Annotated in this window: 20 protein-coding genes; 3 read left to right on the top strand and 17 right to left on the bottom strand. The window is 60.5% G+C overall.

The window, feature by feature from the left end:
- The 16 genes from ACFQDI_RS21900 to ACFQDI_RS21825 all read right to left on the bottom strand — a co-directional run bounded on the left by ACFQDI_RS21900 (position 1) and on the right by ACFQDI_RS21825 (position 21,620).
- The gene (locus ACFQDI_RS21900) at positions 1-1,347 is read right to left on the bottom strand and encodes a DUF1501 domain-containing protein (RefSeq protein ID WP_377170952.1); all 1,347 of its coding nucleotides are present in this window, start codon (positions 1,345-1,347) and stop codon (positions 1-3) included.
- A gap of 4 nt (positions 1,348-1,351) precedes the next feature.
- Positions 1,352-4,168 (bottom strand): DUF1549 domain-containing protein, encoded by a 2,817-nt coding sequence (locus tag ACFQDI_RS21895; RefSeq protein WP_377170950.1) that lies wholly within the window; start codon positions 4,166-4,168, stop codon positions 1,352-1,354.
- Positions 4,165-4,533 (bottom strand): hypothetical protein, encoded by a 369-nt coding sequence (locus ACFQDI_RS21890; protein WP_377170948.1) that lies wholly within the window; start codon positions 4,531-4,533, stop codon positions 4,165-4,167. Before ACFQDI_RS21890 ends, ACFQDI_RS21895 begins: the two co-directional genes overlap by 4 nt.
- On the bottom strand, positions 4,530-4,808 hold the full coding sequence (locus ACFQDI_RS21885) for a hypothetical protein (protein WP_377170946.1): 279 nt from the start codon (positions 4,806-4,808) through the stop codon (positions 4,530-4,532). Before ACFQDI_RS21885 ends, ACFQDI_RS21890 begins: the two co-directional genes overlap by 4 nt.
- Positions 4,805-5,392: an RNA polymerase sigma factor gene (locus ACFQDI_RS21880; RefSeq protein ID WP_377170944.1), complete on the bottom strand. Its 588-nt coding sequence runs from the start codon at positions 5,390-5,392 to the stop codon at positions 4,805-4,807. The genes ACFQDI_RS21885 and ACFQDI_RS21880 overlap by 4 nt, the downstream gene beginning before the upstream one ends.
- A 95-nt stretch (positions 5,393-5,487) precedes the next feature.
- The gene (locus ACFQDI_RS21875; protein WP_377170941.1) at positions 5,488-7,170 is read right to left on the bottom strand and encodes an SGNH/GDSL hydrolase family protein; all 1,683 of its coding nucleotides are present in this window, start codon (positions 7,168-7,170) and stop codon (positions 5,488-5,490) included.
- Positions 7,171-7,205: 35 nt separating this feature from the next.
- A complete protein-coding gene (locus ACFQDI_RS21870) occupies positions 7,206-8,255 on the bottom strand; it encodes an NHL repeat-containing protein (protein ID WP_377170939.1) in 1,050 nt (349 codons plus the stop codon).
- Positions 8,256-8,304: 49 nt separating this feature from the next.
- On the bottom strand, positions 8,305-8,925 hold the full coding sequence (locus tag ACFQDI_RS21865) for a trimeric intracellular cation channel family protein (protein ID WP_377170937.1): 621 nt from the start codon (positions 8,923-8,925) through the stop codon (positions 8,305-8,307).
- Complete coding sequence (locus ACFQDI_RS21860; RefSeq protein ID WP_377170935.1) at positions 8,925-9,944, bottom strand: alkaline phosphatase family protein; 1,020 nt, start codon at positions 9,942-9,944, stop codon at positions 8,925-8,927. Before ACFQDI_RS21860 ends, ACFQDI_RS21865 begins: the two co-directional genes overlap by 1 nt.
- 13 nt (positions 9,945-9,957) lie before the next feature.
- On the bottom strand, positions 9,958-10,542 hold the full coding sequence (locus tag ACFQDI_RS21855) for a MarC family protein (protein ID WP_377170932.1): 585 nt from the start codon (positions 10,540-10,542) through the stop codon (positions 9,958-9,960).
- An 8-nt stretch (positions 10,543-10,550) separates the two neighbouring features.
- Positions 10,551-14,168 carry a proline dehydrogenase family protein gene (locus tag ACFQDI_RS21850; protein WP_377170929.1) on the bottom strand — a complete coding sequence of 1,206 codons (3,618 nt, stop codon included), beginning with the start codon at positions 14,166-14,168 and terminating at the stop codon, positions 10,551-10,553.
- 12 nt (positions 14,169-14,180) lie between these two features.
- Positions 14,181-15,371, bottom strand: a complete 1,191-nt coding sequence (kbl, locus tag ACFQDI_RS21845) for a glycine C-acetyltransferase (protein WP_377170926.1) — start codon at positions 15,369-15,371, stop codon at positions 14,181-14,183.
- 209 nt (positions 15,372-15,580) lie between these two features.
- A complete protein-coding gene (locus tag ACFQDI_RS21840) occupies positions 15,581-16,564 on the bottom strand; it encodes a LysR family transcriptional regulator (protein ID WP_377170924.1) in 984 nt (327 codons plus the stop codon).
- 50 nt (positions 16,565-16,614) lie between these two features.
- Positions 16,615-17,643 (bottom strand): L-threonine 3-dehydrogenase, encoded by a 1,029-nt coding sequence (gene tdh, locus ACFQDI_RS21835; RefSeq protein WP_377170922.1) that lies wholly within the window; start codon positions 17,641-17,643, stop codon positions 16,615-16,617.
- Positions 17,644-17,706: 63 nt separating this feature from the next.
- Positions 17,707-19,131: a DUF1501 domain-containing protein gene (locus tag ACFQDI_RS21830; protein ID WP_377170920.1), complete on the bottom strand. Its 1,425-nt coding sequence runs from the start codon at positions 19,129-19,131 to the stop codon at positions 17,707-17,709.
- Positions 19,128-21,620, bottom strand: coding sequence for a PSD1 and planctomycete cytochrome C domain-containing protein (locus ACFQDI_RS21825; RefSeq protein WP_377170918.1), 2,493 nt, complete (start codon positions 21,618-21,620; stop codon positions 19,128-19,130). Before ACFQDI_RS21825 ends, ACFQDI_RS21830 begins: the two co-directional genes overlap by 4 nt.
- 161 nt (positions 21,621-21,781) lie before the next feature.
- Here ACFQDI_RS21825 and ACFQDI_RS21820 point away from each other — a divergent pair, with 161 nt between their 5' ends.
- Both ACFQDI_RS21820 and ACFQDI_RS21815 read left to right on the top strand, forming a co-directional pair.
- A complete protein-coding gene (locus ACFQDI_RS21820; protein ID WP_377170916.1) occupies positions 21,782-22,156 on the top strand; it encodes a hypothetical protein in 375 nt (124 codons plus the stop codon).
- A complete protein-coding gene (locus tag ACFQDI_RS21815; RefSeq protein ID WP_377170914.1) occupies positions 22,153-23,145 on the top strand; it encodes a GDSL-type esterase/lipase family protein in 993 nt (330 codons plus the stop codon). The genes ACFQDI_RS21820 and ACFQDI_RS21815 overlap by 4 nt, the downstream gene beginning before the upstream one ends.
- 54 nt (positions 23,146-23,199) lie before the next feature.
- On the opposite strand, the gene ACFQDI_RS21810 is transcribed toward ACFQDI_RS21815, so the two are convergent.
- Positions 23,200-24,051, bottom strand: a complete 852-nt coding sequence (locus tag ACFQDI_RS21810) for a sugar phosphate isomerase/epimerase family protein (RefSeq protein ID WP_377170912.1) — start codon at positions 24,049-24,051, stop codon at positions 23,200-23,202.
- A gap of 89 nt (positions 24,052-24,140) precedes the next feature.
- On the opposite strand from ACFQDI_RS21810, the gene ACFQDI_RS21805 reads away from it, so the two are divergent.
- Entirely contained in the window at positions 24,141-25,118 is a 978-nt protein-coding gene (locus tag ACFQDI_RS21805) for a DUF6807 domain-containing protein (RefSeq protein ID WP_377170910.1), read from the top strand.

Genomic DNA, 25,118 nt, shown 5'->3' with positions numbered 1-25,118 from the left:
TCAGGCGAGGATTTTTTTTGCCACACTGCCTTTCACATCGCTGAGCCGGAAGTCGCGGCCAGCGTAGCGATAAGTGAGCCGCTCGTGGTCCAGGCCCAGCAGATGCAGAATGGTGGCGTGAAAGTCATGGGTATGCATCTTGTCCTCCACCGCTTCGTAGCCAAGATCGTCCGTGCTGCCGTAGCGCAGCCCGCCCTTCACACCGCCGCCGGCCATCCAGGCGGTGAAGCCTTTGCTGTTGTGATCGCGCCCATCCACGCCCTGTCCATGGGGTGTGCGGCCAAACTCTCCTGACCAGACCACGAGCGTGTCCTTGAGCAGGCCCCGGCTTTGCAGATCCGCGAGCAGCGCGGCGATGGATTGATCCACGGCGGCGGCGGTCTTTGGCAGGTCCTGCGAGATTTTGAAATGATGGTCCCAGTCGCTGTGTGTGACTTCCACAAATCGCACTCCAGCCTCGACCATGCGTCGGGCGAGGAGGCATTTTCGGCCAAAATCATCCGTCGCCCGGCCATCGCCAATACCGTAGGCCTCCAGCGTCTGTCGGTTTTCCTTGGAAAGATCCATGACCTTTGGCATCTCACTCTGCATTTTAAAAGCCAGCTCAAAGGACTCGATCGCCCCTTCGATTTCGGGATTGAACTGATCGCGCTTCATTTTTTCCCGGTTCAGTGTCTGGATCAGTTCGATCTCCTTCCGCTGAGCGACACTGCTGACGGGTGGCGTAATATTGCGTACCTGCGCATTGGCAATGGGCCGCGCGTCCGATCCGACGCGGGTGCCCTGATAGATCTCGGGCAGAAAGGCACTGCCATAATTTTGCGCTCCTCCAAACAAGGAGGGAGGCGCGATGGTGACAAAACCCGGCAGGTTTTCATTCAGGGTGCCGAGGCCGTAAAGCGCCCAGGCCCCGAGTGAGGGACGCACAAACTGTGAATTGCCCGTATGCAGCTTCAGAAAAGACTGAGCATGCGCTGGCAGCTCCGTGTGCATGGAATTGATGAGGCACAGCTCATCCGCATGCTTGGAAAGATGAGGGAAGAGCTCACTGATCGGCAGCCCGCATTTTCCCTGAGGTGAAAACTTCCACTGTGAGCCATGAAGCTTGGTGCCAGGAGCACGTCCATCCTTTCCGGAAGCTTCGGCAAGCTTGGGCTTGTAGTCAAAGGTGTCCACGTGGGAGGGCGCACCTCGCATGCACAGGAAGATGACGCGCTTGGCCCTGGCGCTGAAGTGCGGCTGCTTAACCGCCAGAGGGTTGCCGGCCTCAGCCTGAGCCAGTGCCTGAAATGCCAGCCAGCCAAAGCCGACTCCGCTGGTCTGAAGAAAATGACGACGGGAGTTCATGAGTTTAGTCGATGGAGCGGAATTCAGCGCTGCCGAGCAGGGCGCGGCAGAAGGAGGTGAGCACGTCATTTTCCAGACGCGGGAAATCAGCAAAGAAGCGCTGAACTGCACGAGTCTCGGCAGCGGTGGGCAGCCTGGCGAAAGAGAGCTTGAACGCCATGGCGGTTCGCTGGTCTTCAGGCAGAGGGCGGAGCCTGTCCGCAAGACGTCTGGCCTGCGCACCCACGAAGTCATTGTTTAGAAGAAACAAGGCCTGCGAGGGCACCGTGGTCGCATCCCGGCTGCCATTCACAGCACTGGGTTCGGCAAAGTCAAAAACGTTGAGCGCATCAGGGACGGCATTGCGTGGCACCGGAAGATAGACGCTGCGCATGTCACCGCCTGCGGTCAGGAAAGGCTCCTCGCTCAAAGGAGCACGAAGGCTTTTAATGGGAAAGCCACCGATCGCCGCATCTCCACACTGCGCGACAGCAGAGCCAACCGGTGCATCCGTCTTCAACCCACCACTGACGGCCAGCATGGCATCACGGATGCACTCTGCGTCCAGGCGACGTGGAGACATGTGCCAGACCAGCGCATTTTCAGGGTCCGCCTCGAAGGATTCAGCCTCATGTGCCGAGGAGATCTGGTAGGCGCGACTCATGACGATTTCCTTGATGAGGGACTTCATGGACCAGCCTCCGGCCTGCAAACGAAGCGCCAGATGGTCTAGCAGCGCTTGATTGGCGGGAGGCTGGCCGGTGGTGCCAAAGTTGTCCACTGTAGAAACAATTCCTCTGCCAAAAAGCCAGTGCCAGACGCGATTGGCAAACACACGTGCGGTCAGAGGATTGGCAGATGACACCAGCCATTCGGCAAGCTCACGGCGACCACTTTCCCTGGCAGGAATCTCGGCTGCTGCCGCTGAAAGCACACTGACAAAGCCACGTGGCACTTTGGCACCGGGCTTCTCCACATCGCCACGAGCAAACAGCGGGCTGTCATTGATCGAGCAATACTGTGCTGGACGTCCAGCGATCATCTGAAAAGTCTCCTCCACGGACTTCGGTTTCGTAGGCGGCCCGGCGGCGGGCGTGGCGGGATAATCGCGCACGCCCATGGCCAACCGCTTCTGCCGACCCTCACTGTCATAGGAAGCCAGCTCGGTCTTGCACTCGCCGATCTTGGCATTGATGCCCACAAACATGACCAGCTTTTGCGGGTCATTGTTCACATTGAACCCCTTGCCCGTGAAGAGGGCTTTTGCCGCTGTGGTGTAAAACTGCAGCGCGCCGTAACGCGCCGTTTTGGTGAGTTCCTTTTCCAGTTCGGCACGGCGCTCTGGCGTAAGCACGAGGGGCATGCGTGGAAGGCCGCAGTCCGTTGGCAGCTCGATCAGCGGTGTGGCATGAATATTTTGGAAATTTGGCGCGGTTCCATACAGCGTCTCCGTGCTGAGGAAGATGCCAGCGAGCGCGTAGTAGTCGCGCTGAGAGATGGGATCAAACTTGTGATCATGACAGCGCGCACAGGCCGCCGTGAGGCCGAGCACGGCCTGGGAAACGGCATCGATTTGCTCGTCAGCCGTGTCGAGCGCCAGCTGCTTGGGGCTGCGCTCATTCAGACTGTGTGTGCCTATGGCAAGAAAGCCGGTGGCGACCTGCTTCATCGCACGGTCGCGGTTGTCTCTGGCCTGGAGCAGGTCACCAGCGATCTGCTCACGGACAAAGTCATCGAAGGGCTTGTCGCTGTTGAATGCTTCAATGACATAGTCACGATAGCGCCAGGCATGCGGATAGAGGCAGTTTACATCTTTTCCAGAGGACTCGGCATAGCGTGCCACATCCAGCCAATGCCGCCCCCAGCGCTCGCCAAAACGAGGTGACTTGAGAAGGCTATCGACGATCTTTTCAAAAGACTTCACATCAGGATTCGCCACAAAAAAATCTACCTGCTCAGGTGTGGGTGGCAGTCCGGTAAGATCAAAGCACACCCGGCGCAGCAGCACGGCTGGCGCAGCATCACCAACCGGCTTCAGCCCCCGCGCTTCCAGCCCGGCAAGGATGAAGCGGTCTACGTCTGTTTTTGGCCATGCTGTGTGTTTCACAGACGGCACCGCTGGCTGCTTCACTGGCTGAAAGGCCCAGTGGCTTCTGGCCTTCTCCGTGTCCCACTCGGATTTGACCACGGCAGCTTTGCCTTCGCGGGGATCGGGCGCCCCCATGCGCACCCACTGCTCAAAGTCAGCGATGACAGAATCCGGCAACCTGCCGCCGCTCTTTTCCGGAGGCATCTGCAGATCCTTGTTGGTGTAGCGCAGAGATTCGATGAGAAGGCTCTTCACGAGATCACCTGGAACAATAGCCGGGCCGCTGTCTCCACCGCGTCGGATGCCATCCCGGGTATCCAGCACTAGGCCTCCTTTGATTTTCTCTTCATTTTCGGCATGGCATTTGTAGCACTTTTCCGCGAGTACCGGCCGGATCTTCTTCTCAAAGAATGCCACCTGGTCAGCGCTGCCCGGAGTCTCGGCGACCACCGGCTTTTCGGCAGAAGGCTTCGTGCCGCCGCTGATGGCGGCGATGTTCATGTATTCATCATGCGAGAGCCTGCCATCCTGATTCACATCAAGTATGTGAAACAAGTAGTCCACCACTTGCGGCTTGCCCTTGAGTTTCGGCGAATACTCCCCGAGCGCCTTGAACTCAGCAGCGTTCAGGGCGGCATCATGGTCCTGGTCAAAAGCGGTGAATCCCTGTTCAAGCTTCTGATTTAGCGCGACATCCTGGGCCGCAGCCGAGGCGAGAAAGGCGATCAGCAGGAGGAATGAATGCGTCTTCATGGCTTCATGAATTTTTCAAATCTCACGCGGCGCTCGTCACCGAGCTTCTTGAACTCCTCAATTTGCTCGGGTGTGAGCAGCCCGGCCAGCTCGGTGGACTGACGAATCGAAGCCTGGGCGATGGCGGTGAGCGTATCGTTTTTGATATTTGCGAGATCCAGCAGAAGCTGGTCATAGATCGGCTTCGACTTTTCGATCTGCTCGGGAGTGAGCTTCAGACGCTTGATCTCCTCCTTCATGCGCTGCTGCACGAAGTGATCTTCGCTAATGAGCTTCTTCGCGAAAGGCAGCGCAAGACCAACACCGAACAGGGTGCCTAGAATGAAGAGCCCGACAAGTGAGATGACGATGTAGAATTTTTTCATGGGAAAAGCGGCGTTTGGATGAAGACCTGCGCAAGATCGTGCGCGTCGGCGCTCATGGCACCGGCAGACCACCAAAGGCAGGCGGCCGTCGCTACGGCAGCCACGGGCAGGGCTCCGAGCGAAAAACGGGCCCACAGGGTAGAGCTGTCTGGCATTTCGGTCGAGGCGGCCAGCACACGTGTCACAAAGCCATAGGGCAGTTCCTCCGGCACAACAGTCGGCGCGCTTCGTGCTCGAGAGGCGAGTTGTTCGAGTCGTTGATCAGTTTCGTTCATGTGTGTGATGCTTCGAGTTGTTCAAAAGCCGCGCGCAGCCTGCGGCGGGCGCGGAAGGCACGCACCTTCACCAGCGTGCGGCTCCAGCCGCTGATTGCGGCGATTTCTTCGGTCGATTTGCCTTCGAGATGCAAAAGGCTGAGCACCATGCGGTCGTCCGCAGTCAGCGTGTCCAGCAGGCGCAGCATGAGTGAGCGTGATTCGTCGTTCAGCGCCTCCGGTTTCGGCTCCGCAGCCGTCAGCGTGGCCTGCAGGGCATCCTGCTCCCCCTGGGTGAGATCGCTCCAGCGCAGCTCCGGCCTTGCACGGCGTGCGCGGTAATAGTCGCGGCACTGATTGATGGCGATTCGTGCCAGCCAGGGCTCCAGAGACTTGGATACATCCCACTGCGAGGCCTTGGCAAAACACCGCACAAAGGTCTGCTGCGCCAGATCCTCCACGCATCCGGAATCTGCGACGTGGCGACGGATCAGGGAGGCGACAAAGGGATAGAACGCCTCCATCAGAGAGCGTGCCGCCCGCTCGTCGCTGCATCGCAGCCATGCTGCCATGCAGGCGCGGGATTCGCTGTCGGTCAGAATCATGGAAGCTGGAGATCACGATGACACATCCTTTCCCGGCTTCTACGGGCAGGATGAGCAGCGGTTACAGCTTCCGGAAAAGATATGTCCCAACGGGCTTACTTCGCATTTTTTTCGATGAACTCGATGATCGGCGTCGAGTCGTCCAGACCGTGGGGATGGTGGCCCACGCCGGGTTTGCGAATGAGGGTGATGCTGCCCCCGAGTGCCTTGTAGCGCGTCTCGATCAAACCGGTGTTTTCATCCCACGGCACTACGTCGTCGGCGTCTCCAAAGACATGCAGAAGCGGCACATGATTCTTTGCCAGCGGCTCAAGATTGTCCACGGGGTTGCCCTTGTAAGCGAGCGCCTCGGCTTCGTCCTTGAAGCCCCACAGCTTGGGCACCAGCGCCCAGTTTTTCGCATCGCCTTTGCCTTTGCCCTTGCCGCCGGGCCAGCTCTTGAAGTCGCAAACCGGCGCATCGGCGTAGATGCAGGAAACCTTGTCAGGATTGGCGATCGCCCAGTTGTAGCAGTACAAGCCGCCGCGGCTGAGCCCGACAAGTGAGGGCTTGGTGCTGAGAGCGTAGTTGCTGGTCAGCTCGGCGTAGCACTGGTTCCACAGCTTTACGGCATCTGGACAGCCGAGCATGTCATTGATCTTCATATACACGATATGGAAGCCTTTGCCGAGCAGGGCGATGTCCGGCGCGGGCTTGTGCCCGAAGAATTCCCCATGCCAGACCCATGGCCTGCCCGGAGCGGCGGTCTTCGGTGCGACGACGGTCACCGGCTTGCCAGCGATGGTAAGCTCGTGCTTTGCATAGCCGTTCCATTCGCCAGTCTGATTCGGAAACACGATTTCCTTGGAGTTGGCGAGCTTGCGCGCCTCAGCATCGAGCTCGGCAGCCTTCGCCTTGGCTTCCTCAATGGGCAGCCCCGGAGGATTGCCGGGGCGCTTGTGCCCCACATAGCTCAGCCAGGCCGGACGCAGGATCGCATGCTTCTTTTTGACGAGCGCGAGGATGGCGGCCCCGTTGGGATGGTCAGGTGTGCCATCTGGTTTTACTTTGAGCCCCCAGGCATCGAGCACGGCACGGGCCATGATCAGATGCCCCTCCGGGCCAGGATGCACACCGTCTTTGGAAAAGGTAAACTCAGGCTCCGTCTTCCGCTTTTCTGCAATGGCGGCATTCATAGGCCCGTGAATGTCCAGCACCTCCCAGCCTTTCTGGCGCATCTCCAGCAGCCAGTCGGAGTAGAAGTCGAGCACCTCGTTGTAACCCTGGTAAAACTGGCCCGGCTTCACCTGGTCGCCAGGCACCACGCGCGCCTTGATCGGCACGGGGTCAAACACCGGCGGTGTGAGATGCACGATGCGTGCGCCTGCGGCGGTGACTTTGTCATGCAGCTTCTTCATCCCATCCTGAAACGCCTTCGTGCGCACCGCGCCCAGCGGCAGGTAGATGCCGTCATTCATGCCATAGCAGGCAAAGACGAGCTCTGGCTTGGTCTTTTCCAGCGCACGGTCCAGACGCTCGTGCAGGTCCGGACGCGGAAACTTGCCACCGGCATGCCCCTCCTCACTCAGACCGCTCACCGTCTCACTACTGAGCCCCAGCGGGATGATGTCCTTCGTCACCTCCGGATGCTGGGCGATCAAGGCCGCATCAATGAACTCGATGTAGCCCCCTCCCTGGGTGATGCTGTCGCCCAAAAAGACGATGCGCTGTTCTTTGGGGAGCTCCGCCGCAAAAGCAGCGGTGGCAGTGAGGAGCAGGGAAAGCAGGATGGAACGCATGGAATGATCAAGTCGGTGATTTCAGCAGTCTTTTATCACACCTTGTGCAGCTTGTAAGGATAGACTTGGTCCGCATTCCACTGGCAGCCATAAAGATCGCCTGCATCATCCACGCAGACGTCATGCACATTCCGGAAAACAGGCTGGTCCTGCAGCAGCAGACTCACCTGGTCTCCCTCATACTTGGGCTGCTGCCCGCCCGGTGCGGAAATGACGCGGTTGTTCTTGTCCAGGATGATGATGAAGCCCCGCTCACGCCACATGCGGTAGTCATTGGGCTTCATGCCAAAGCACACGCCTGAGAGCAGCAGATCTCCCGCAATAACCGGGCGGCTCATGAAGGCCCCGGGAAGATACACGGAATGCGAATAGGTGCCATCGAGCTGATACCAGTGAAATTCATTACGTATACGCTCCGTGCAGAGCACCAGCGGCGTGGGTCCACGGGTGTCGATGGTCACACCATGCGCCTGCATGAACTTCCCCGCATTCATCGCCTGGGTGCTGTTACCGCCGAATTTACGGATGAATTTCCCAGCAGCGTCAAACTGCAGGATGAACTGGGAGCCGTAGCCGTCTGCAACGTAGATGTCGCCATTCGGTCCCGCCACTGCCTCGGTGGGAGCGTATTTGGTCACGGCATCGTAAGCACCACAGTCCTTCGCATGCGGCAGTTCCAACACGACCTCGCCCGACAGGCTCGTTTTGACGACGCGGCCACCGCCCGGATCACAAAGCAGCAGGGATTCTTTGCCATCTCGCACATCCAGGCTCAGCCCATGGCCTCCGCGCAGTTTCAGAGTCCAGGCATCGAGCACCTTGCCCTCTTTATCGAAGATGAGGATGTTGTTCTTCGCCTCGTCAGTGATCATGATCAGCCTCTTCTGCGCATCCATGACCATCTCATGGCAGTTTTTCACGGGATGTTTCTCCCGGTTCGCCTTGCACCATTCCAGATCCACACGGTAGCGATGCTCGCCATGCCCGATGATGGCTCCGTTAAGCGAGGTCTTGCTCTGCGCCTTCACAAAAGGGGCCGCGAGAGCGGAGGCAGTGGTCGTGGAGATAAAACGGCGGCGGTTCATGACCCAACGTAACACCCCAATCCCTCGGCTCCTTTCGAGAAAGAAAGCGCTACAGCTCTGATATCCGGCTCCTGAAGGTCGGCAGCCGCAGCTTCCAGCGTATGGCCGCAAGCCTCAGCGACAGGATGACCGCCATGCCAATGTAGCGGTCGCTCTCCGAGGCTGGGAACCACTGGCGCAGCAGCACAAACACCAGCGCCCCGGCAAACGCAGCCGTTGCATACAGATACACCTCCGCCTGGAAAACCCACGGCACCTCGCAACGCAGCACATCTCGCAAAATGCCGCCTGCCACGCCAGTCACCACCCCCAGCAGCACCGCCACGACCCCGGGAACGCCAAAGGCCAGCGCCTTCTCCGTGCCGGCGATGCCAAAGAGCGCCAGCCCAAAGGCATCTGCCAGCAGCAGCAACCTCGGGGGCACGTGTGTAAAGCGGACAAAGACAAACATAGCCACTGCAGCGATGAGCGCCGTCCATACATGCATCGGCTGCTTGATCCAGAACACCGGCTGGGCGCCGAGGCAGAGGTCACGGATCGTGCCGCCGCCCACCGCCGTCACCAGCGCCAGCACCATCACGCCAAAGAGATCCATTCGCTTCCCCTCAGCAGCCAGCACACCGGAAATGGCGCAGACGGCGACGGCAAAATATTCGATCCAGGCAGGCATCACTTCACGGGTTGTTCAGGTTTTTGCACAGGAGGCGGTTCCGGGTTCCACTCCGGAGAGGGCCGGATGCCGAGATGCTGGTAGATCATCGGCACGAGTGCGGTTTGTGGCGTTGGTTCTGTGAGCATTTTCTCTTTGGGCAGACTTGCACCATGGGCAGCAAGCCAGATCTGTCGCTCTTCATCGCTGTCGCCGCCATGCTTGTTGCCGAGCCCGCCATGATCCGTCGTGACGAGCACCAGCCAGTCCTCTTCGGCAAACCTGGGCCTCGCCCGCATGGCCCGCAGCAGTTCTCCGATGTGCGAGTCCACGTGGCTGATGGCGTTCAGATACAGCGCGCTGTCGGGCGAAAAGCTGGCTCGCGAATCTGTCGCCCCATGTCCAAATTCATCCACCTGTCCAAAATAGACAAACATCACGTCCGGATCTCTGCCGCTTAATGTTTTGAGCGCGGCATCCCGCACCTCGATGTCCTTTTCAGGATTGTCCACAAAGTGTCGCGAAGCATCTGGCGCCCGGGTAAATTTCACATCCAGAAACTCCGCATCCCCTTTGCGCGATCCGTCCGCGATGAAGTCATGGATCGGCGGCCAGTCTGCAAACGACGCGCAAAAAGCCTGCGGCTGCACCTCTTTGATCCGCCTCATGAAATGGGCATAAGTCTGGAAGCGCCCGCCGATGAACCGGTTGTCTTTGACTCCGTGCCGGTCCATCCACACTCCGGTGAGCAGGCTGGTCCAGCCCGGCCCGCTGACAGTGGGCTGATGAGTAGCCGCGCCCATTTCACCACCCGCATAAAACTTTCGTGTAAACACCCCGCGCTCGCTCTCGCAGAGCATCTTCAGTTGCGGCGCAAGTCCACGCTCCATGGCAGCAGCCACCGCATCCGCCCGGCAGCCGTCGATGCCAATAAACAGCACCCGTTTGCCGGCAAAGTCGCTGTCTTTTCCCGGCCCGTAGGCGGACAGCTGGCCGGCGCAGCCAAGGCAGATCAAAACAAGGGTAATGGCAGATTTCATAGGATGTAGCAGCTCAGTGCTTGGTGTATTGCTCGATGCCGTTGAGCAGCATCTGCACTGCCACCATGACGAGCAGCATGCCCATGAGACGCTCCACGGCCATCGATCCTTTCTCCTTGAGCACTCGGGCAATGGCAGGTGCGCACAGCAGCACCGCAGCCGTGACGCACCACGCGATCATCAGCGCGGCAAACCACCTCCAGAGCTGCTCAGGATGCGTGCTCACCAGCACCAGCAGCGTGGCAAGCACGGAAGGCCCCGCGATCATCGGAACGGCAAGCGGCACGATGAACGGCTCTGTCATCACTTCCTCCTTCTCACGGCGCGATGGCGGAAAAATCATCTTCAGGGCGATGAGAAAGAGCACAATGCCACCGCTGATGAACAGGGCCTCCTGCTTCAAATGCAGAAGCCCCAGCACCCAGGGGCCGAGGAAGAGAAACAGGATCAGAATCACCAGCGCTATGATGAGTTCCCGCGCAATCACCCGCAGGCGCCGCTCTGGCGGCACCGGACGCAGCCCTGACACAAACGTGGCCACATTCCCCAGCGGGTCCATGATCGTGATCAGCAGCAGCGTGGCGGAAAGCGTGTCCATGGCGGCATTCAGCCCTTGTTTGTGACGGGTGCAACCAAGGTTGCACGTTCTTCCCCCGTTCGAGATCCCAGATTGCCGTAGCGGTGATAATCAAAGCTCACGCTCTGCTCCTGCACATACCACAGCAGTTCCACGCGCCCCTCAGCAAGCACCGGTGCATCGGCAATGTAAATGCAGGACTCCGCAGCGGCACGCCGGACTGCTTCAGGCACACGATCTGCGGCGGCGTAGCGGACACGGCACACATGACCGTCACGGATGGACCCCGCGAATGCTTCGTCGTCTTCTTCTGCAAATTCGATCAGACCTGCCCAGTCCAGCGTCAGCTTCTCCAGAAGATCCAATTCATAGGTGTCCAGTCCACAAGGCCTGCTGACAATCGCTCTCGCACCCGTCGCCCTCACTGCCGCCACACGCGTGAAGATTTCAAAAAAGCCGTCCTCGCGGCTTACACGCACATGGACAGCACGCAGCGGCAGATAACGTCGGACATTATCCTGGCCTGCAAGACGGAAATGATCGTGCTCACAGCAGAACTCAGTGCGCCACCATTGATCAAGGCTCTGCAATGCCTGCAGGGTGCGCCAATGCTGCTCTGGCGGCACGCCACACGAATCATTCACGATTTTCGCATTCAGCTGCTCCAAAGCTGGATTGCTCAGAGGTTCATCACCCGGACGTTTCAGAGCCACCTCAAACTTCATGAACTGCGCCACATAGTTTGGCCCGCCAGCTTTGAGCCCAGGACCGAAAGCACTCCTGCCCATGCCTCCAAAGGGCTGCCGTAGCACGACAGCACCTGTGGTTCCGCGGTTGATGTAGAGATTCCCGGCACGGATGCCAGCCTTCCACTCGGCCTGCTCACGGTCATCCAGGCTTTCCAGACCGCTGGTCAGGCCATACCCGGTTTGATTGACGATCGCGATGGCCTCATGCAGTTTTTCAAATCTCATCACTCCCAGCACCGGCCCGAAGAACTCGGTCATATGGGTGTAGCTGCCCGGCCGCACCCCCCATTTGATGCCAGGTGACCAGAGGCATTCGTTGCCCTCCAGCTTGCACGGCATCAGCGCCCAGGATTCCCCTTCTTCAAGCGTAAGCAGGGCGTTTTCGAGATCTCCTGACGGTGGCCGGATCAGCGGGCCCATCTTGGTCTGAAGCTGCCACGCAGAACCGACGGTGATGCTCTCCGCAGCCTCCACAAGCGCACGTTTGAACCCCTCATCATCATACACCTCCGCCTCCAGCAGCAGCAGGGAGGTGGCGGAGCACTTCTGTCCCGCATGGCTGAAGGCCGAGTGCAGCACATTCTTGATGGCCTGGTCACGGTCAGACATTGCCGTGACGATGGTGGCGTTTTTGCCACCCGTCTCAGCGCTCAGCGGCAGGTCCGGCTTGGCGCGCAGCATGCTCAGCGCCGTCTCCGTTCCTCCAGTCAGAATGACTGCATCCACCTTGGCATGCTGCACCAGTTGCGCCCCTTCCCTGCCACCTGAGCAGGGGGCAAACTGCAGCGTCTTTCTGGATACACCGCCGCGCCAGAAGCACTGGCACAGCTCCCACGCAGGCAGCACGGCATCAGAGGCAGGCTTCAGAACGACCGTATTCCCCGCCGCCAGCGCAGCGGCAATGCCACCGCAGGGAATGGCTATGGGGAAATTCCATGGCGACACTACGACCACCACTCCTTTGCCAGAAGCAGCGACATCCGGCAGCTCGTGGAAGGCGTGTGCCGCCCGTGAGTAGAACTCGATGAAATCCACCGCCTCGCTCACCTCGGGGTCCGCTTCAGCCAGCGTCTTGCCGCAGTTTGCCAGCGCAGCCCCCATCAGGTCAGCACGCGCCCGGCGCACTTCCCTGGCCACCTGCGCCATCACCGCCTGTCTTTCGTGGCAGGACAAGGCGCGCCACCCATCTTCATCCCTGGCCGCGCATTCCACCGCACGCACAATGTCCTGGCTGTCGGCCTGCACATGGCGCCCTGCCACCGCTCCCGGACGCGACGGGTCACGGCACTCGCGCACCTCACGCCCGGCGGAAATTTCCACGCCATCAATCACCAGCGGCACCTCCACAAGACGCCGTTCCCATGACGCCACAATGCCCTGCGCCCACTGCGCATGGTGCGGCAGCGCCCAGTCGGTGTCAGGTTCGTTGGTGAAAGCCCGAAAATCAGACTTTGCACCCGCTGCGGGAGAGGCTTGATCCGCCCGGATCTCTTTTCTGCGGTCCTGCGTTCGGCGTGGCTCGGCACTGAGTGTGCTGATACGTGCAAAGGCCTCGCGAAAGCCCCGCTCCAGCTGGTGCCAGTGCTCACTGCCCGGCACGAGATTGAAGGCATGGCGCAGAAAATTTTCAGGCCCGGTGTTTTCATCCAGACGGCGGATGAGGTAGCCTATCGCGCTGAGAAAGTGCTCCCTGCGGCACACAGGCGCGTACAGCAGCAGCTGCGGAGCCTCCTCAAACAGCGCACGCCGCTGATGGTTGGCCATGCCTTCGAGCATTTCAAACTGTACACGCTCCATCGCGTCGTTCTGCCGGGCCAGCGTGAGCGCATAGGCCACATCAAAAAGATTGTGCGAGGCCACACCCAGCTTCACCGCAGCCAGATTGTCAGCACGGAATCCTTCATGCAGCATGCGCTTGTAGTTCGCATCCGTGTCAGCCTTGGTTTCATAGGGTGACTGCGGCCAGCCTTTGACGGCGGCCTCAAAGCGCTCCATCTCCATGTTCGCCCCTTTCACGATGCGCATCGTGATGCCCGCCCCGCCTCCGGCCACACGCCCCCGCGCCCACTCATGCACGCGCTGCTGCCAGATGAATGAGTCAGGAATGTAGGCCTGCAGCACGATGCCCGCACTCACCTTCTCCAGCCCATGCCGCTCCAGCGCGCGCATAAAAACCTCGCACGTCAGGCTCAGGTCCCGGTACTCCTCCATGTCCAGGTAGATGAATTTCGGCACCTGCGTTCCGTCACGTCGCGTGAAAGTGGCGCGTGCGGCGCTGCGATACAGCCGCTCAAGCCGCTCGCTGAGAATCGAGATCGTATGCTCCCGCGAGATCGGAGACATCTGCGAGTAAAGCGTGGATATTTTGACCGAAAACACCTCCGTCTCCGCGTGCTGCAAGGCTTCCAGGTACAAGCTGAGCCTGCGCTCCGCCTCCGCCTCGCTGAGAATGGCCTCCCCGAGGAAGTTCACATTCATTCGCACCCCTTGTGCAGTGCGTTGGCGCAGGTGCTCGGCCAGCACCTCGGGCTCCGCAGGCAGGATGACATTGGCCGTCTCATGCCTCATATGCTCCTTGACCATCGGCACGGAGACACCCGGCAGCCAGCCTCCAAAGGTCTGAAAGCCGCGCAGCATCGCGCGGTCCAGCGGGCTGAAGAAGCGGGGCACGCCCTGCACATCCAGAATGTGGGTGAACTGATCTGCCACCCGCGCCGCCGACCTGGGACGAAATGCCTGATCTGTGAGCTGCACCAGCGTGGCTTTGTCCGCAGGGTTTTGCAGCATCCGGTCCAGCTCCGCCTGCTGCCGCCTCTCCGCCGGTGTCTGCAGCTCGGCAGCACGAAGCTGCAGCCGGCGCGCCAGCTCGACTGCCTGTGAAATCAGTTCTTCTTTCATGGCGCTGCCAGGTTAGACTCCCAGCAGCTCTTTGACAGCGATAAACGCCTGCACCGCTTTTTCGAGATCGGCACGCGTGTGCGCGGCACTGATCTGTGTGCGGATGCGCGCCCTGCCCTGCGGGACGACTGGATAGCTGAAGCCGATCACATAGACACCGCGCTCCAGCATCGCATCCGCAAACCGTGCCGCCAGTGCTGCGTCACCCAGCATCACCGGCACGATGGGGTGTTCCCCAGGCACGATGTTAAAACCTGCCGCTGCCATCTGTTCGCGGAAGAAACGGGTGTTCACCTCCAGATGATCCCTCAGGCTGGTGGACTGCTTCAGCAGGTTCAGCGCCGCGATGGACGCGCCTGCGATGCTGGGACAAAGCGTGTTGGAAAAAAGATACGGCCTCGAGCGCTGCCGCAGCAGATCGATGATTTCTTTTTTTCCGCTGGTGTAGCCGCCACTGGCACCTCCCAGCGCTTTGCCAAGAGTGCCCGTGAGAATGTCAATGCGGCCCATGACCTCGCAGTGCTCGTGAGTCCCACGGCCTGTCCGGCCCATGAAGCCGACCGCGTGCGAGTCATCCACCATCACCAGCGCCTGGTATTTGTCCGCCAGATCACAGATGGCCTTCAGCGGCGCGATAAATCCATCCATGGAGAAGACTCCATCCGTCGCGATGAGCTTGAAGCGCGCGCCTTTTTCATCCGCCGCGATCAGCTGTGCCTCCAGGTCAGCCATGTCGCAATTTTTGTAGCGGTAGCGCTGCGCTTTGCACAAACGCACGCCGTCGATGATGGAGGCGTGGTTGAGCTCGTCGCTGATGATCGCATCTTCCGGGCCCAGAATCGTTTCAAACAGCCCGCCGTTCGCATCAAAGCAGGAGCCGTAGAGAATCGTGTCCTCCATGCCAAGAAAGTCGGACAGAGCACCCTCCAGCTCCTTGTGCACCCCCTGCGTCCCGCAGATGAAGCGCACGCTGGCCAGCCCGTAGCCCCAGTGCTCCAGCGCCTCATGCGCAGCCTGCCGCACCTTGGGGTGTTGTGCCAGGCCGAGGTAATTATTGGCACAGAGGTTGAGCACCGCGCCGCCTCCGTTGGCACGCACCAGCGTCCCTTGGGGCGTGGACAGCACCCGCTCGCGTTTGTAGGTGCCCGCAGCGCGGATGGCATCGAGCTGTGTTCCAAGGTGAGTCGTGAAGGTTGGGCTCATGATTGAACGGTATAATGGATTAACTTCCCATATATTAGCAACAAGCATTTTTCGCCTGCTCGGACAGGCGCTGCCTTCATAAGAACGCCACCCGCCAGGCGTATCACACCTCACAATTCATGACGTCGGGTCACCTTGAGCTTTGCACCAGGCGCAACCCCTACCCATAACGCAATCGGAAGCGGCGCGCACCGCCGGATCCCAGCGTCTCAAAAAGCTTTGACCACCAGTTCACGAAAAGCCCGGACATGCGCAGGCTCGAAGCGCCCCTTGCGCTGCACCAGAAAGACCTCCTCGTGGCCAAACAGCGCGGCGGCTTCCCGCACCACGACTTCGACCTCACCCGCTCCACGCTTCGGCGGCTTCACACTCGCCGCACTCGTTCCGATCGCGATGCCAAAACCGATGGCGACATAGTTCATCAGCAGGGCGCGGTTCGTGGCTGTCACTGTGACGTTCATGCGGTCTGCCAGCCCGGCCCGGGCAAACACCTGGCGGATCTGCCGGTGGGAGCTGCTCTCCACCGGAGCCAGCACCAAGGGCTGGCTGACGATGCCCTCCAGCGTCAGCTGGCGCACACGCGCCAGCGCATGATCCGCGGGACACATGAGATAAAAGGCATAGCGCGCCAGCGGCTGGTATTGAAACTGCGGCATCACCTGGTCTCCGGCTGCCTTGCCCATGATGGCGAGATCCGCCTCATCCCTCTCGATCACCTGCCGGGCAAGGTAGGAGGGCCGGTCCAGCAGCACCAGCTTCACATTGGGATGATTCTGACGATACAGGATGATGGGCCGCCTGAGCGCGCCGGTGAGCATCGCAGCCGGTGCCACGACCGTCAGTGTGCGCGCAGCAGTGCTGCGCTGATCCTCAAACAACGCCCGCAGACCATCAAAGGACTCGACCAGCGGCGCAGCCAGGTCCACCAGCGCACGCCCATCATCGGTGAGTGAAACCTTGGATCCTTCCGCAACGACAAACTGCACCCCGTATTCATCCTCCAGCGCACGGATCTGCTGCCAGACGGAGGGTACAGCCAGCCCCATGGCCGCCGCAGTCGCCGCAAAGCTGCCCTGCCGCGAAAGCTCCACCAGAGAGCGGATCTGCCGGAAACGCACCTCCTTGAAATAACGACGCGCCGGAGACTCGGCTGTTCTGCCGATTCTTTGGGGGGCGCTGGATTTTGCTTTCATCGTCAGTCTTCTCCTAAGAGAATTTTAAGACGATAGCAAGAGCCGTAAATTTAAGCGGACCAGTCCAGCACGACCTTCCCGCAGTTGCCGGACTCCATGGCGGCAAAGCCTTTTTCATATTCCGTGTAGTGGTACCGGTGCGTGATCACGGGCTTGATGTTCACGCCGCTCTCCAGCAGCACGCTCATGTAATACCACGTCTCATACATCTGGCGGCCGTAGATGCCTTTGATGGTCAGCATGTTGAAGATGACCTTGTTCCAGTCGATGGCGATCTGCTCGCTCGGGATGCCCAGCATGGCAATCTTGCCGCCGTGGCACATGTTGTCGATCATGCTGCGAAAGGCGGCGGCGTTTCCGCTCATCTCCAGCCCGACGTCAAAGCCCTCCTTCATCCCGAGCTGCATTTGCACGTCTTCGATGGATTCGTTCTTCACGTTCACCGCCCGGGTCGCCCCCATCTGGCGCGCCAGATCCAGCCGGTATTCGTTCACATCCGTGATGACGACATGGCGCGCCCCGGCATGCTTCACCACCGGAATGGCCATGATGCCGATGGGCCCCGCCCCTGTGATCAGCACATCCTCACCCAGGCATTCAAACGCCAGCGCCGTGTGCACGGCATTGCCAAAGGGATCAAAGATGCTCGCCACATCCTCATCCACCCCCTCGCGGTGGTGCCAGACATTCGTCATCGGCACGCTGATGTATTCGGCAAAGGCCCCGGTGCGGTTCACGCCGATGCCCACGGTGTCTTTGCAAAGATGACGCCGGCCCGCGAGGCAGTTGCGGCAGCGCCCGCACACCACATGCCCCTCCGCGCTGACGATCTCGCCCGGATGGAAGTCGTTCACGTTGGAGCCCACGGAGACGACCTCTCCCACAAACTCATGCCCCACCACCATCGGCACGGGTATCGTCTTCTGCGCCCAGGCGTCCCATTTGTAAATGTGCAGGTCCGTGCCGCAGATCCCGGTCTTGTGCACTTTGATGAGGACATCATTGATGCCCACCTGCGGCTCCGGGACATCCTGGAGCCAGAGACCGCGTTCCGACCGTGCCTTGACGAGTGCTTTCATAGTGGTTGGTTATTCGATATATTGGACACTTGTCCATTAAGTTGGCAAACGTTATTTTTGACCTCAGGCCAGGATCTGGGGAATCACCCTGCCAAAATCGCGCTCCAGCCGCTTACGGCCAGGCACTTCCAGGCGGTGTGGGTCCAGGCCCAGCAGATGCAGGATGGTGGCATGCACGTCCGTCACATAGTGGGGGTGCTCCACAGCGTGAAAGCCCAGCTCATCCGTCCTGCCGTGGATCGTGCCGCCCTTGATGCCGCCGCCGGCCATCCACACGCTGAAGCCATACGGATGATGATCACGGCCATCGCTGCCCTGACTGCCGGGCGTGCGGCCAAATTCGGTGGCAAAAACGACGAGCGTGTCCTCCAGCATCCCGCGCTGTTTGAGATCCTTCAGCAGGCCGGAGATGGGCTTGTCCACCTGCTGCGCCAGGCTGGAGTGGTTCTTCTTCAGCCCGGAGTGCGAGTCCCATGCGCCGGCGGCTCCGTCTCCGTGCTGCAGCTGGATAAAGCGCACTCCGCGCTCCGCCAGACGGCGCGCCACGATCAGCTGCCGGGCAAAAGGCTCCGCCACCTTGTCATCCATGCCATACAGTTTCTTGGTTTCCGCGCTCTCAGCGTCCAGGTTCATCGTCTCCGGAACGGCCGTCTGCATGTTGAAGGCCAGCTGGTAGCTCTTCATGCGCGCGGCCAGCGTCTTGTCACCAGGGTACTGCTCTGCACTGAGCATGTTGAGCCGGTGAATGAGGTCAAATTGTGCCACCTGCTGTGGCTTGCCGATCTGAAACTCCGGTGCTGCATAGGTGAGCGGATTCTTCGGGTCCACCTTCAGATTCACCGCATCATAGGCCGGCCCCAGGTAGTGCCCGTCCCGCACATCAAAAAAGCGCGGCCCCATGTTGATGAAGGACGGCAGGTTGTCCGTCATCGAGCCGAGGCCGTAGGTCACCCAGGCGCCGAGCGTCGGCACCCGCGGCTCCAGCATGTGCCGTCCGCTGTGAAACTGCACCTGCGCCCCATGATTGTCATCCGTGGTCCACATGCTGCGGATGAAGGCGATCTCGTCCGCGCAGGAGCCGATGTTTGGAAACCAGTCGCTGATCTCGATGCCACACTGCCCGTAGCGCTTGTAGCCGGTCTGCAGCGGATAGATGACATTGCGCTGCTTGCCGTTCGCGTCATTCACCACCACCACTCGCACCTTCTTGAGCTTCTCGGGGTCCTGCACGTCCTTGTAGGGCGTCTCACCGATCGACTTGCCCGCATACTTCGTGAGCATGGGCTTCGGGTCAAAGCTCTCCATGTGGCTCACCCCGCCGCGCATGAAGAGCCAGATCACACGCTTGGCACGCTGGGGGATCATCGGCAGACCGTCGGGCGGCTGCCAGGCATCCTCCGCCCTGAGCATGGACGCGACAGCAATGCTGCCCAGCCCGCCAAGAATGTCCCGGCGGAGAAAAGGCGTGGGTGGCAGGTGCGGTGTCATCTCAGAGTGACGAAGTCGTTGTGGTTGATGAGCGCCTGCAGAAACAGGCTGCGGTCCTCATTCAAAGCGCGAAAGCCTTCGAGGCTGGCCTGCCTCTCGGCAGGCGCCGGCAGACGGCCCAGGATGGCCAGGAATGACTGATCTATAAAAGCGGGCGCATCCAGCTTGGCCAGCGAGCCAGCCAGCGCATTCGCACACTCACGGCTCAGCTGGCTGTTGGTCAGCGCCAGCGCCTGCTGCGGCACCACGCTTTCATTGCGGCGGTAGCACTCCAGCACATTGCTGTTGTCAAAGACCGCCAGGAAACGGTGCTCCACATCGGCGTTCTGGATAAAATACAGCGAGCGCCGCGGGCTGGTCTCCGCCATGGCAGGATCAATGCTCGGGCCTCCTAGGGCAAGGTCCAGCCGTCCCGAAAGATGCAGCAGGCTGTCACGCACGAGCTGGCTCTCCATGCGGCGCGGGTTCATGCGCCAGAGGAAAAGATTGTCAGGGTCTGCTGAAATCGTGTGCGGATCAGCTCCCGCATTGGAGGAACTGCGCCGGTACAACTCCGACAGCACCATCGTGCGGTGCAGCCACTTCATGCTCCAGCCGCTCTCCATGAAGCCAGTCGTCAGACTGTCCAGCACATCCTGATGCAGCGGAGCGTTGGCGCGGCGGCCAAAGTCGCCCACATCGGCAACCAACGGCATACCAAAATGGCGCGTCCACACGTGGTTCACCAACACGCGTGCCGTGAGCGGGTTGCGCTTGTCGGCGATCCATCGCGCCAGCGCCAGCCTGCGCCCCGTGCTGGTCTCAGGATAGGTTTGCACTTTGGCATTCCCATTCTCCTCGGGCCCTTCCTGAGCTTTGAAGCTCACCGGCAGCGAAGCATACACGTCCCCCGGTGCAGCAGCCTTCGCACGGGCTTGCTCCAGCACCTCCTTGGCGGCCTTGATCTTCTTGTCAGCATCCTTGGCCTTGGCCGCAGCCTCTGCTTTGGCCAGGTCATCCTCCGCCTTGGCTTCGGCATACCGTGCCTCGGCCAGCGCTGCAGCCTGCGCAATCGCCTTGTCCCCTTTCGCCAGGTCGGCGGCATACACCGCCTGAATCATGGCGAGGCGGAGCCCCGCCAGCTTCACCGCCCCGGCATCACCGGCCTTCTGTGCCTGGGCCAGCTGCTGATCCGCTGCTGCAAGATGATCCTTCAGCACAAATGGCAGCAGCACCGGACGCGACGAAAATGGCGGCAGTTTCACAGCCTTGGGCTCATAGGAGGCAAACTCCAGCACGCGCGGGATACCTGCGGTCATAGGCCGCGACTTGTCCTCATTTTTCTCGTCTCCCCGCACATGGCGGTAGGTCTTCTGGTCGAGGTGCAGGTCATAGACACGCGGCAGCCCGTTCTTCTCCAGATCAGACTCCCCTTCCCAAGGATCGAGACGCACGTGCAGAGGCTCAAAGATGGCGCGCATGCGGTAGTAGTCAGCCTGCTCCACTGGGTCATACTTGTGGTCATGGCACTTCACGCACTGCATCGTCAGCCCGAGGAAGGCACGGCAGGTGTGCTCGATCGTTTCATCCAGCCAGGTGGTGCGGTTAAAGAGGTAATAGCTGCGCGCCAGGAAACCAGTGGCGCGCAGATTGCTGCGATCCTCCGGCGCCAGTTCGTCGGCTGCCAGCATCTGCACAATCATCTGGTCGTAGCCCTTGTCGGCATTGAGCGCTTCCACGATCCAGTCCCGCCAGTGCCACAGGTGCTTCTGGCTGTGGCGCAGCTGAGCGCCAAGGCCATACCAGTCGCAGTAGCGCCAGATGTCCATGAAGTGGCGCGCCCACCGTTCGCCGTACTGTGGCGTGCTCAGCAGTTGATCCACCACCCGCTGCCGCGCCGGGACAGAGGTGTCCTGCAAAAAGGCTTGGATTTGCGCCGGCGTGGGCGGCAGTCCGATGAGGTCCAGATACACGCGGCGCAGCCAGAGCTCCGGCGCAGCCTCAGGCTGCGGCTTCAGGCCTTTCGCCGCCAGGCGGGCAGCCAGCAGAGCATCCATCGAGCGCCCGGATGAACGGGGCGGCTGGTAGGCCCAATGCGCACGCGGGTCTTCCTCCGGCTTTTCCTGCGCAGGCCCCGGAGCCCCCGCAGCAATCCACTCCCTCAGTTTGGCCACCTGCTCCTTCGTGAGCATGGCCCCCTCACCCTCGGGCGGCATGCGGTCGTCTTTGTCGCTGGTGGTCACACGCTCCAGCAGCATCGAGTGCTCCTTGGTCAGGATGTTTCCCCCGTCGCCGCCCTTGCGCATGGCGGCCGCCGTGTCCACCCGGAGCTCGGCCTTCTGCTTCAGGGCTCCGTGGCAGGCGTAGCAGCGCTCCTTCAGCAGGGGCTTGATCTCTTTCTCATAATCCACCGCCGAAACCGTCAGAGCCAGTGAAGCCACACACGCACCCACCATCCAGCCTCGTGGCGGAACGAGGTGGCTCAACGGCTGAAACACGGCTTTTTGCATGAAATGGGAGACCCAGACATTACGCCGCATCCCGGGAGACTCTTTAGGATCCACAAGCATCTTCTCATCGCCTGCTCCACAAAGTCAGATGCGAAGCCGCCCGCCCCGTTGCAGAATGGCCGATTCATTGGATCGCCACGACCCACCTCGCCGTCACCTGGATGCTCGTAGGACTCATCTGGGTGGTGCAGATCCTCGTTTATCCTCAGTTCCTGCGGGTTGCGGCTGCAGACTTCAAAGACTACCACCAGGCCCACTGCTTCAGGATCAGCCTCATTGTCGGCCCCTTGCTGTTTCTTGAAGCCAGCTCCGCCGCATGGCTGATCTACGAAGGAAAAAGGACGGTGCCGTTTCTCTTCAGCGCGGGCCTGGTCGGAGTCATCTGGCTCTCCACCGCCATCCTTCAGGCCCCCGCCCACACCAGACTCATGCGCGGGTTGGATGCCGCCCTCGTCCGTCATGTCATCCGCACCAACTGGATCCGCACGCTCGCATGGACAGCACGCGGCCTTCTCGTTAGCGTGGCCCTGCCATGACCAAATCCCTGCTTCTTTCCTTTCTGCTCTCCAGCACTCTGCTCTGCGCCCAGAGCGCACTTCAGCTGACAGCGCCGGAAATCAGCCGGGACGCCGCAGGCACCGTGACTTTGAAAAGCACCGCTCCAGGCACCACGATCCTCTACACGCTCGACGGCGCGGACCCCATTGCCAAGTCCAACCCCTACCTCGCCCCCATCGACCTCCCCTCAGGCGGCACGCTGAAAACCAGAACCTTTGCCCTGGACCGCAAAACCATGAGCGAACCCGCCCAGGCTGTTTTTGAACCGCTGGCCGGTCACAAACCGCTGCCGAGCACCGTGGTTCCTGTGACCCAGGACCGCAGCTGGCCACAGTATGACTGGGCAAAGCGCCACGCCCTCACCAGCGCTGCCGTGAAAAAAGCCAAACCTCAGATCCTCTTCATCGGCGACTCCATCACACACTTCTTCGGCGGCGAACAATTCGACGGCTATTCACTGCGCGGCCAGCAGACCTGGGGTGAGTTTTACGCACCCCGCAACGCCGGCAACCTTGGCTTCGGCTGGGACAAGACCGAGAACGTCCTCTGGCGGCTGCAGCACGGTGCAGTGGACGGCATCTCCCCCGAGCTGATCGTCATCATGATCGGCACCAACAACACGGGCACTTGCTCCGCGCCAGACATCGCCGTCGGCATCGAAGCCATTGTCCAGGAGCTCTCCAAACGCCTGCCTCAGTCGAAAATCCTCCTGCTGGGCATCTTCCCACGTGGCGAAAAGCCCAACCCACAGCGCGAGAAGATCACTGAAATCAACGGCATCATCGCCAAACTCCACGGCACTCACAACGTCGCCTTCCTCGACATCGGCCCCAAATTCCTCACGCCTGAAGGCCTGATCACCAAAGACATCATGCCCGACTTCCTTCACCCCAACGAAAAAGGCTATCGCATCTGGGCGGAAGCCATCGAGCCCACCGTCAAGCACCTGATGGGCGAGACTCAATAGGCACAAAAAAGCAGGGAATTGAAAATCCCCTGCTTCTCAGAAAGATCGTCTGCCTTACTTCGCAGGCTTCCAGTTGCGCACGAAATCGAGGCACTGGGTGATCTCCGGCACGCTGGTCTCCCAGTTGTGCTCGTACTCGCAATGCAGCGGGCCTGGATACCCCTGCGCGGCATACTCGGCGAGGATGGCGGGGATGTCGCTCTTGCCGGTGCCGAAAGGCAGGTCATGGGCCTTGACGTCACCGAAGGCCGTAAGGTCCTTCATGTGGCTGTCAAAGATGCGCCCTTTGAGAATCTTGATGCAGTCCACAGGGTTCAGCCCGCTGCGCACCCAGTGGCCCACGTCAGCACAGGAGCCCATGCGAGGGTCGCGGTTTTTGACGAGATCGAGCACGTAGTTCGGGTCCCAGAACATGTAGGCTCGGTCCAGCGGGCGCTTCGGATGGTTGTGGATGGCCATCTTGATGTCGAATTCCTTCACCAGCGCCTCGATTTTGTCGAGAGCCGTCACATCCGGCTCGGTGACGATGACGCCAATCCCGAGCTTTTTGCAGAATTCGAAAATCTTGCGGTTGGAGGCGTCGTCCTGGCCAAGCTTGACCACACCATACCCCACGGCCGTGAGCCCCTTGGCTTCGAGGTGCTTCATCACCTCGTCGATCATTTCCGGCGTCGCATTGTGGTCCCACTTCGCGTCCGGCTTGGCCGTGGAAAACTTCTGCCCTGGGTAAAACTCAATCGTCTTGCCGCCGCATTGCGCAGTTTTGTCGATGGCTTCAAACACATTGTACATGCGGAAGCTGTAGGCCTGGCAGCCGGCAAAGAACTGGCCGACTTTGGCGGCTTCAGGAATCGTGGCCGCAAACGACGCGGTGGCGAAGAGGAGGGATAGAAGTAGGTGCTTCATGGTGGGTGGAGGCGAAAGTCTGGCGAGTTCCCGGCGAAATGGAAGAACCGAGAATGGAAAATGAGCGCATGCATTCGCGTTCTGAAGAAATGCTGAAATTCCCGACCCTTCTCCTCATCTCCACCACAGCCGCCCTGGCCCAGCTGCCTTCCGCCAAGCCCATCCCCCGCATGCAGGCGGTGCCGCTGCCCCACCATGTCACCTCGTTCCAGCTCGATGGTCGTGAGCTCTCCGCCATGCATTTCGACCCTCAGGACATGCGGCCCTTCTGCTACCCCGTCCGGGCCTCCCGGGATGTGAGCCTCACCCGCATGGGCCACCCGCACGATCCGCTCACCCATTCCCACCACAACAGCGTCTGGGTGTCTCACAACATGGTCAACGACCTCGACTTCTGGGGCGACTACGCCAAAAAACAGGGCCGCATCGTGAATGTGGAGGTTTCCCGCGAAGGCTACGAAGACACCGACGAACACGCCTCCATGCGCATGGTCAACCACTGGATCAGCGAGGCGGACAAATCTGTGCAGCTCATCGAGGTCCGGCGCACAGAGATCCGCCCCATCGACGGAGCAAAAAGCTGGTTCATGATCATCGATCTGGAGCTCTCCCCGCCCAAGGGCAAAACCGCCACCTTGGGCGCCACCGGCTTCGGACTGGTGGCAGTCCGCATGGCCAGGAGCATCGGCGTGCATGATGGCGGCGGCCGCATCCTCAACTCCGAGGGGCTGCTCAATGAGGAAGCCGTTTTTCGCAAGCCCGCGCGCTGGTGCGACTACAGCGGGCGCATCACCAATGACGCCGACGGCTTCGGCGGCATCACCCTCATGAACCACCCCATGAATCCGCACAACCCCACCGCCTTCCATGTGCGCAATGACGGCTGGATGGGCTGCTGCCTGAGCCTGGACACCCCCGTGGAAGTCACCGAGGAAAAAAAGCTGCGCGTGCGCTACGCCCTCTGGGTTCATGATGGCGTGGCCACCCAGGCGGAGAGCGAGGCCCAGTGGCAGACCTTCTCCGCCATGCCCGTGGTGGATTTGGCGCTGAAACCGGCCAAGAAATAA

Origin of the sequence: Prosthecobacter fluviatilis, assembly GCF_042655725.1 — a bacterium.
Lineage (GTDB): Bacteria > Verrucomicrobiota > Verrucomicrobiia > Verrucomicrobiales > Verrucomicrobiaceae > Prosthecobacter > Prosthecobacter fluviatilis.
This window is presented reverse-complemented; position numbering and strand designations above follow the sequence as displayed.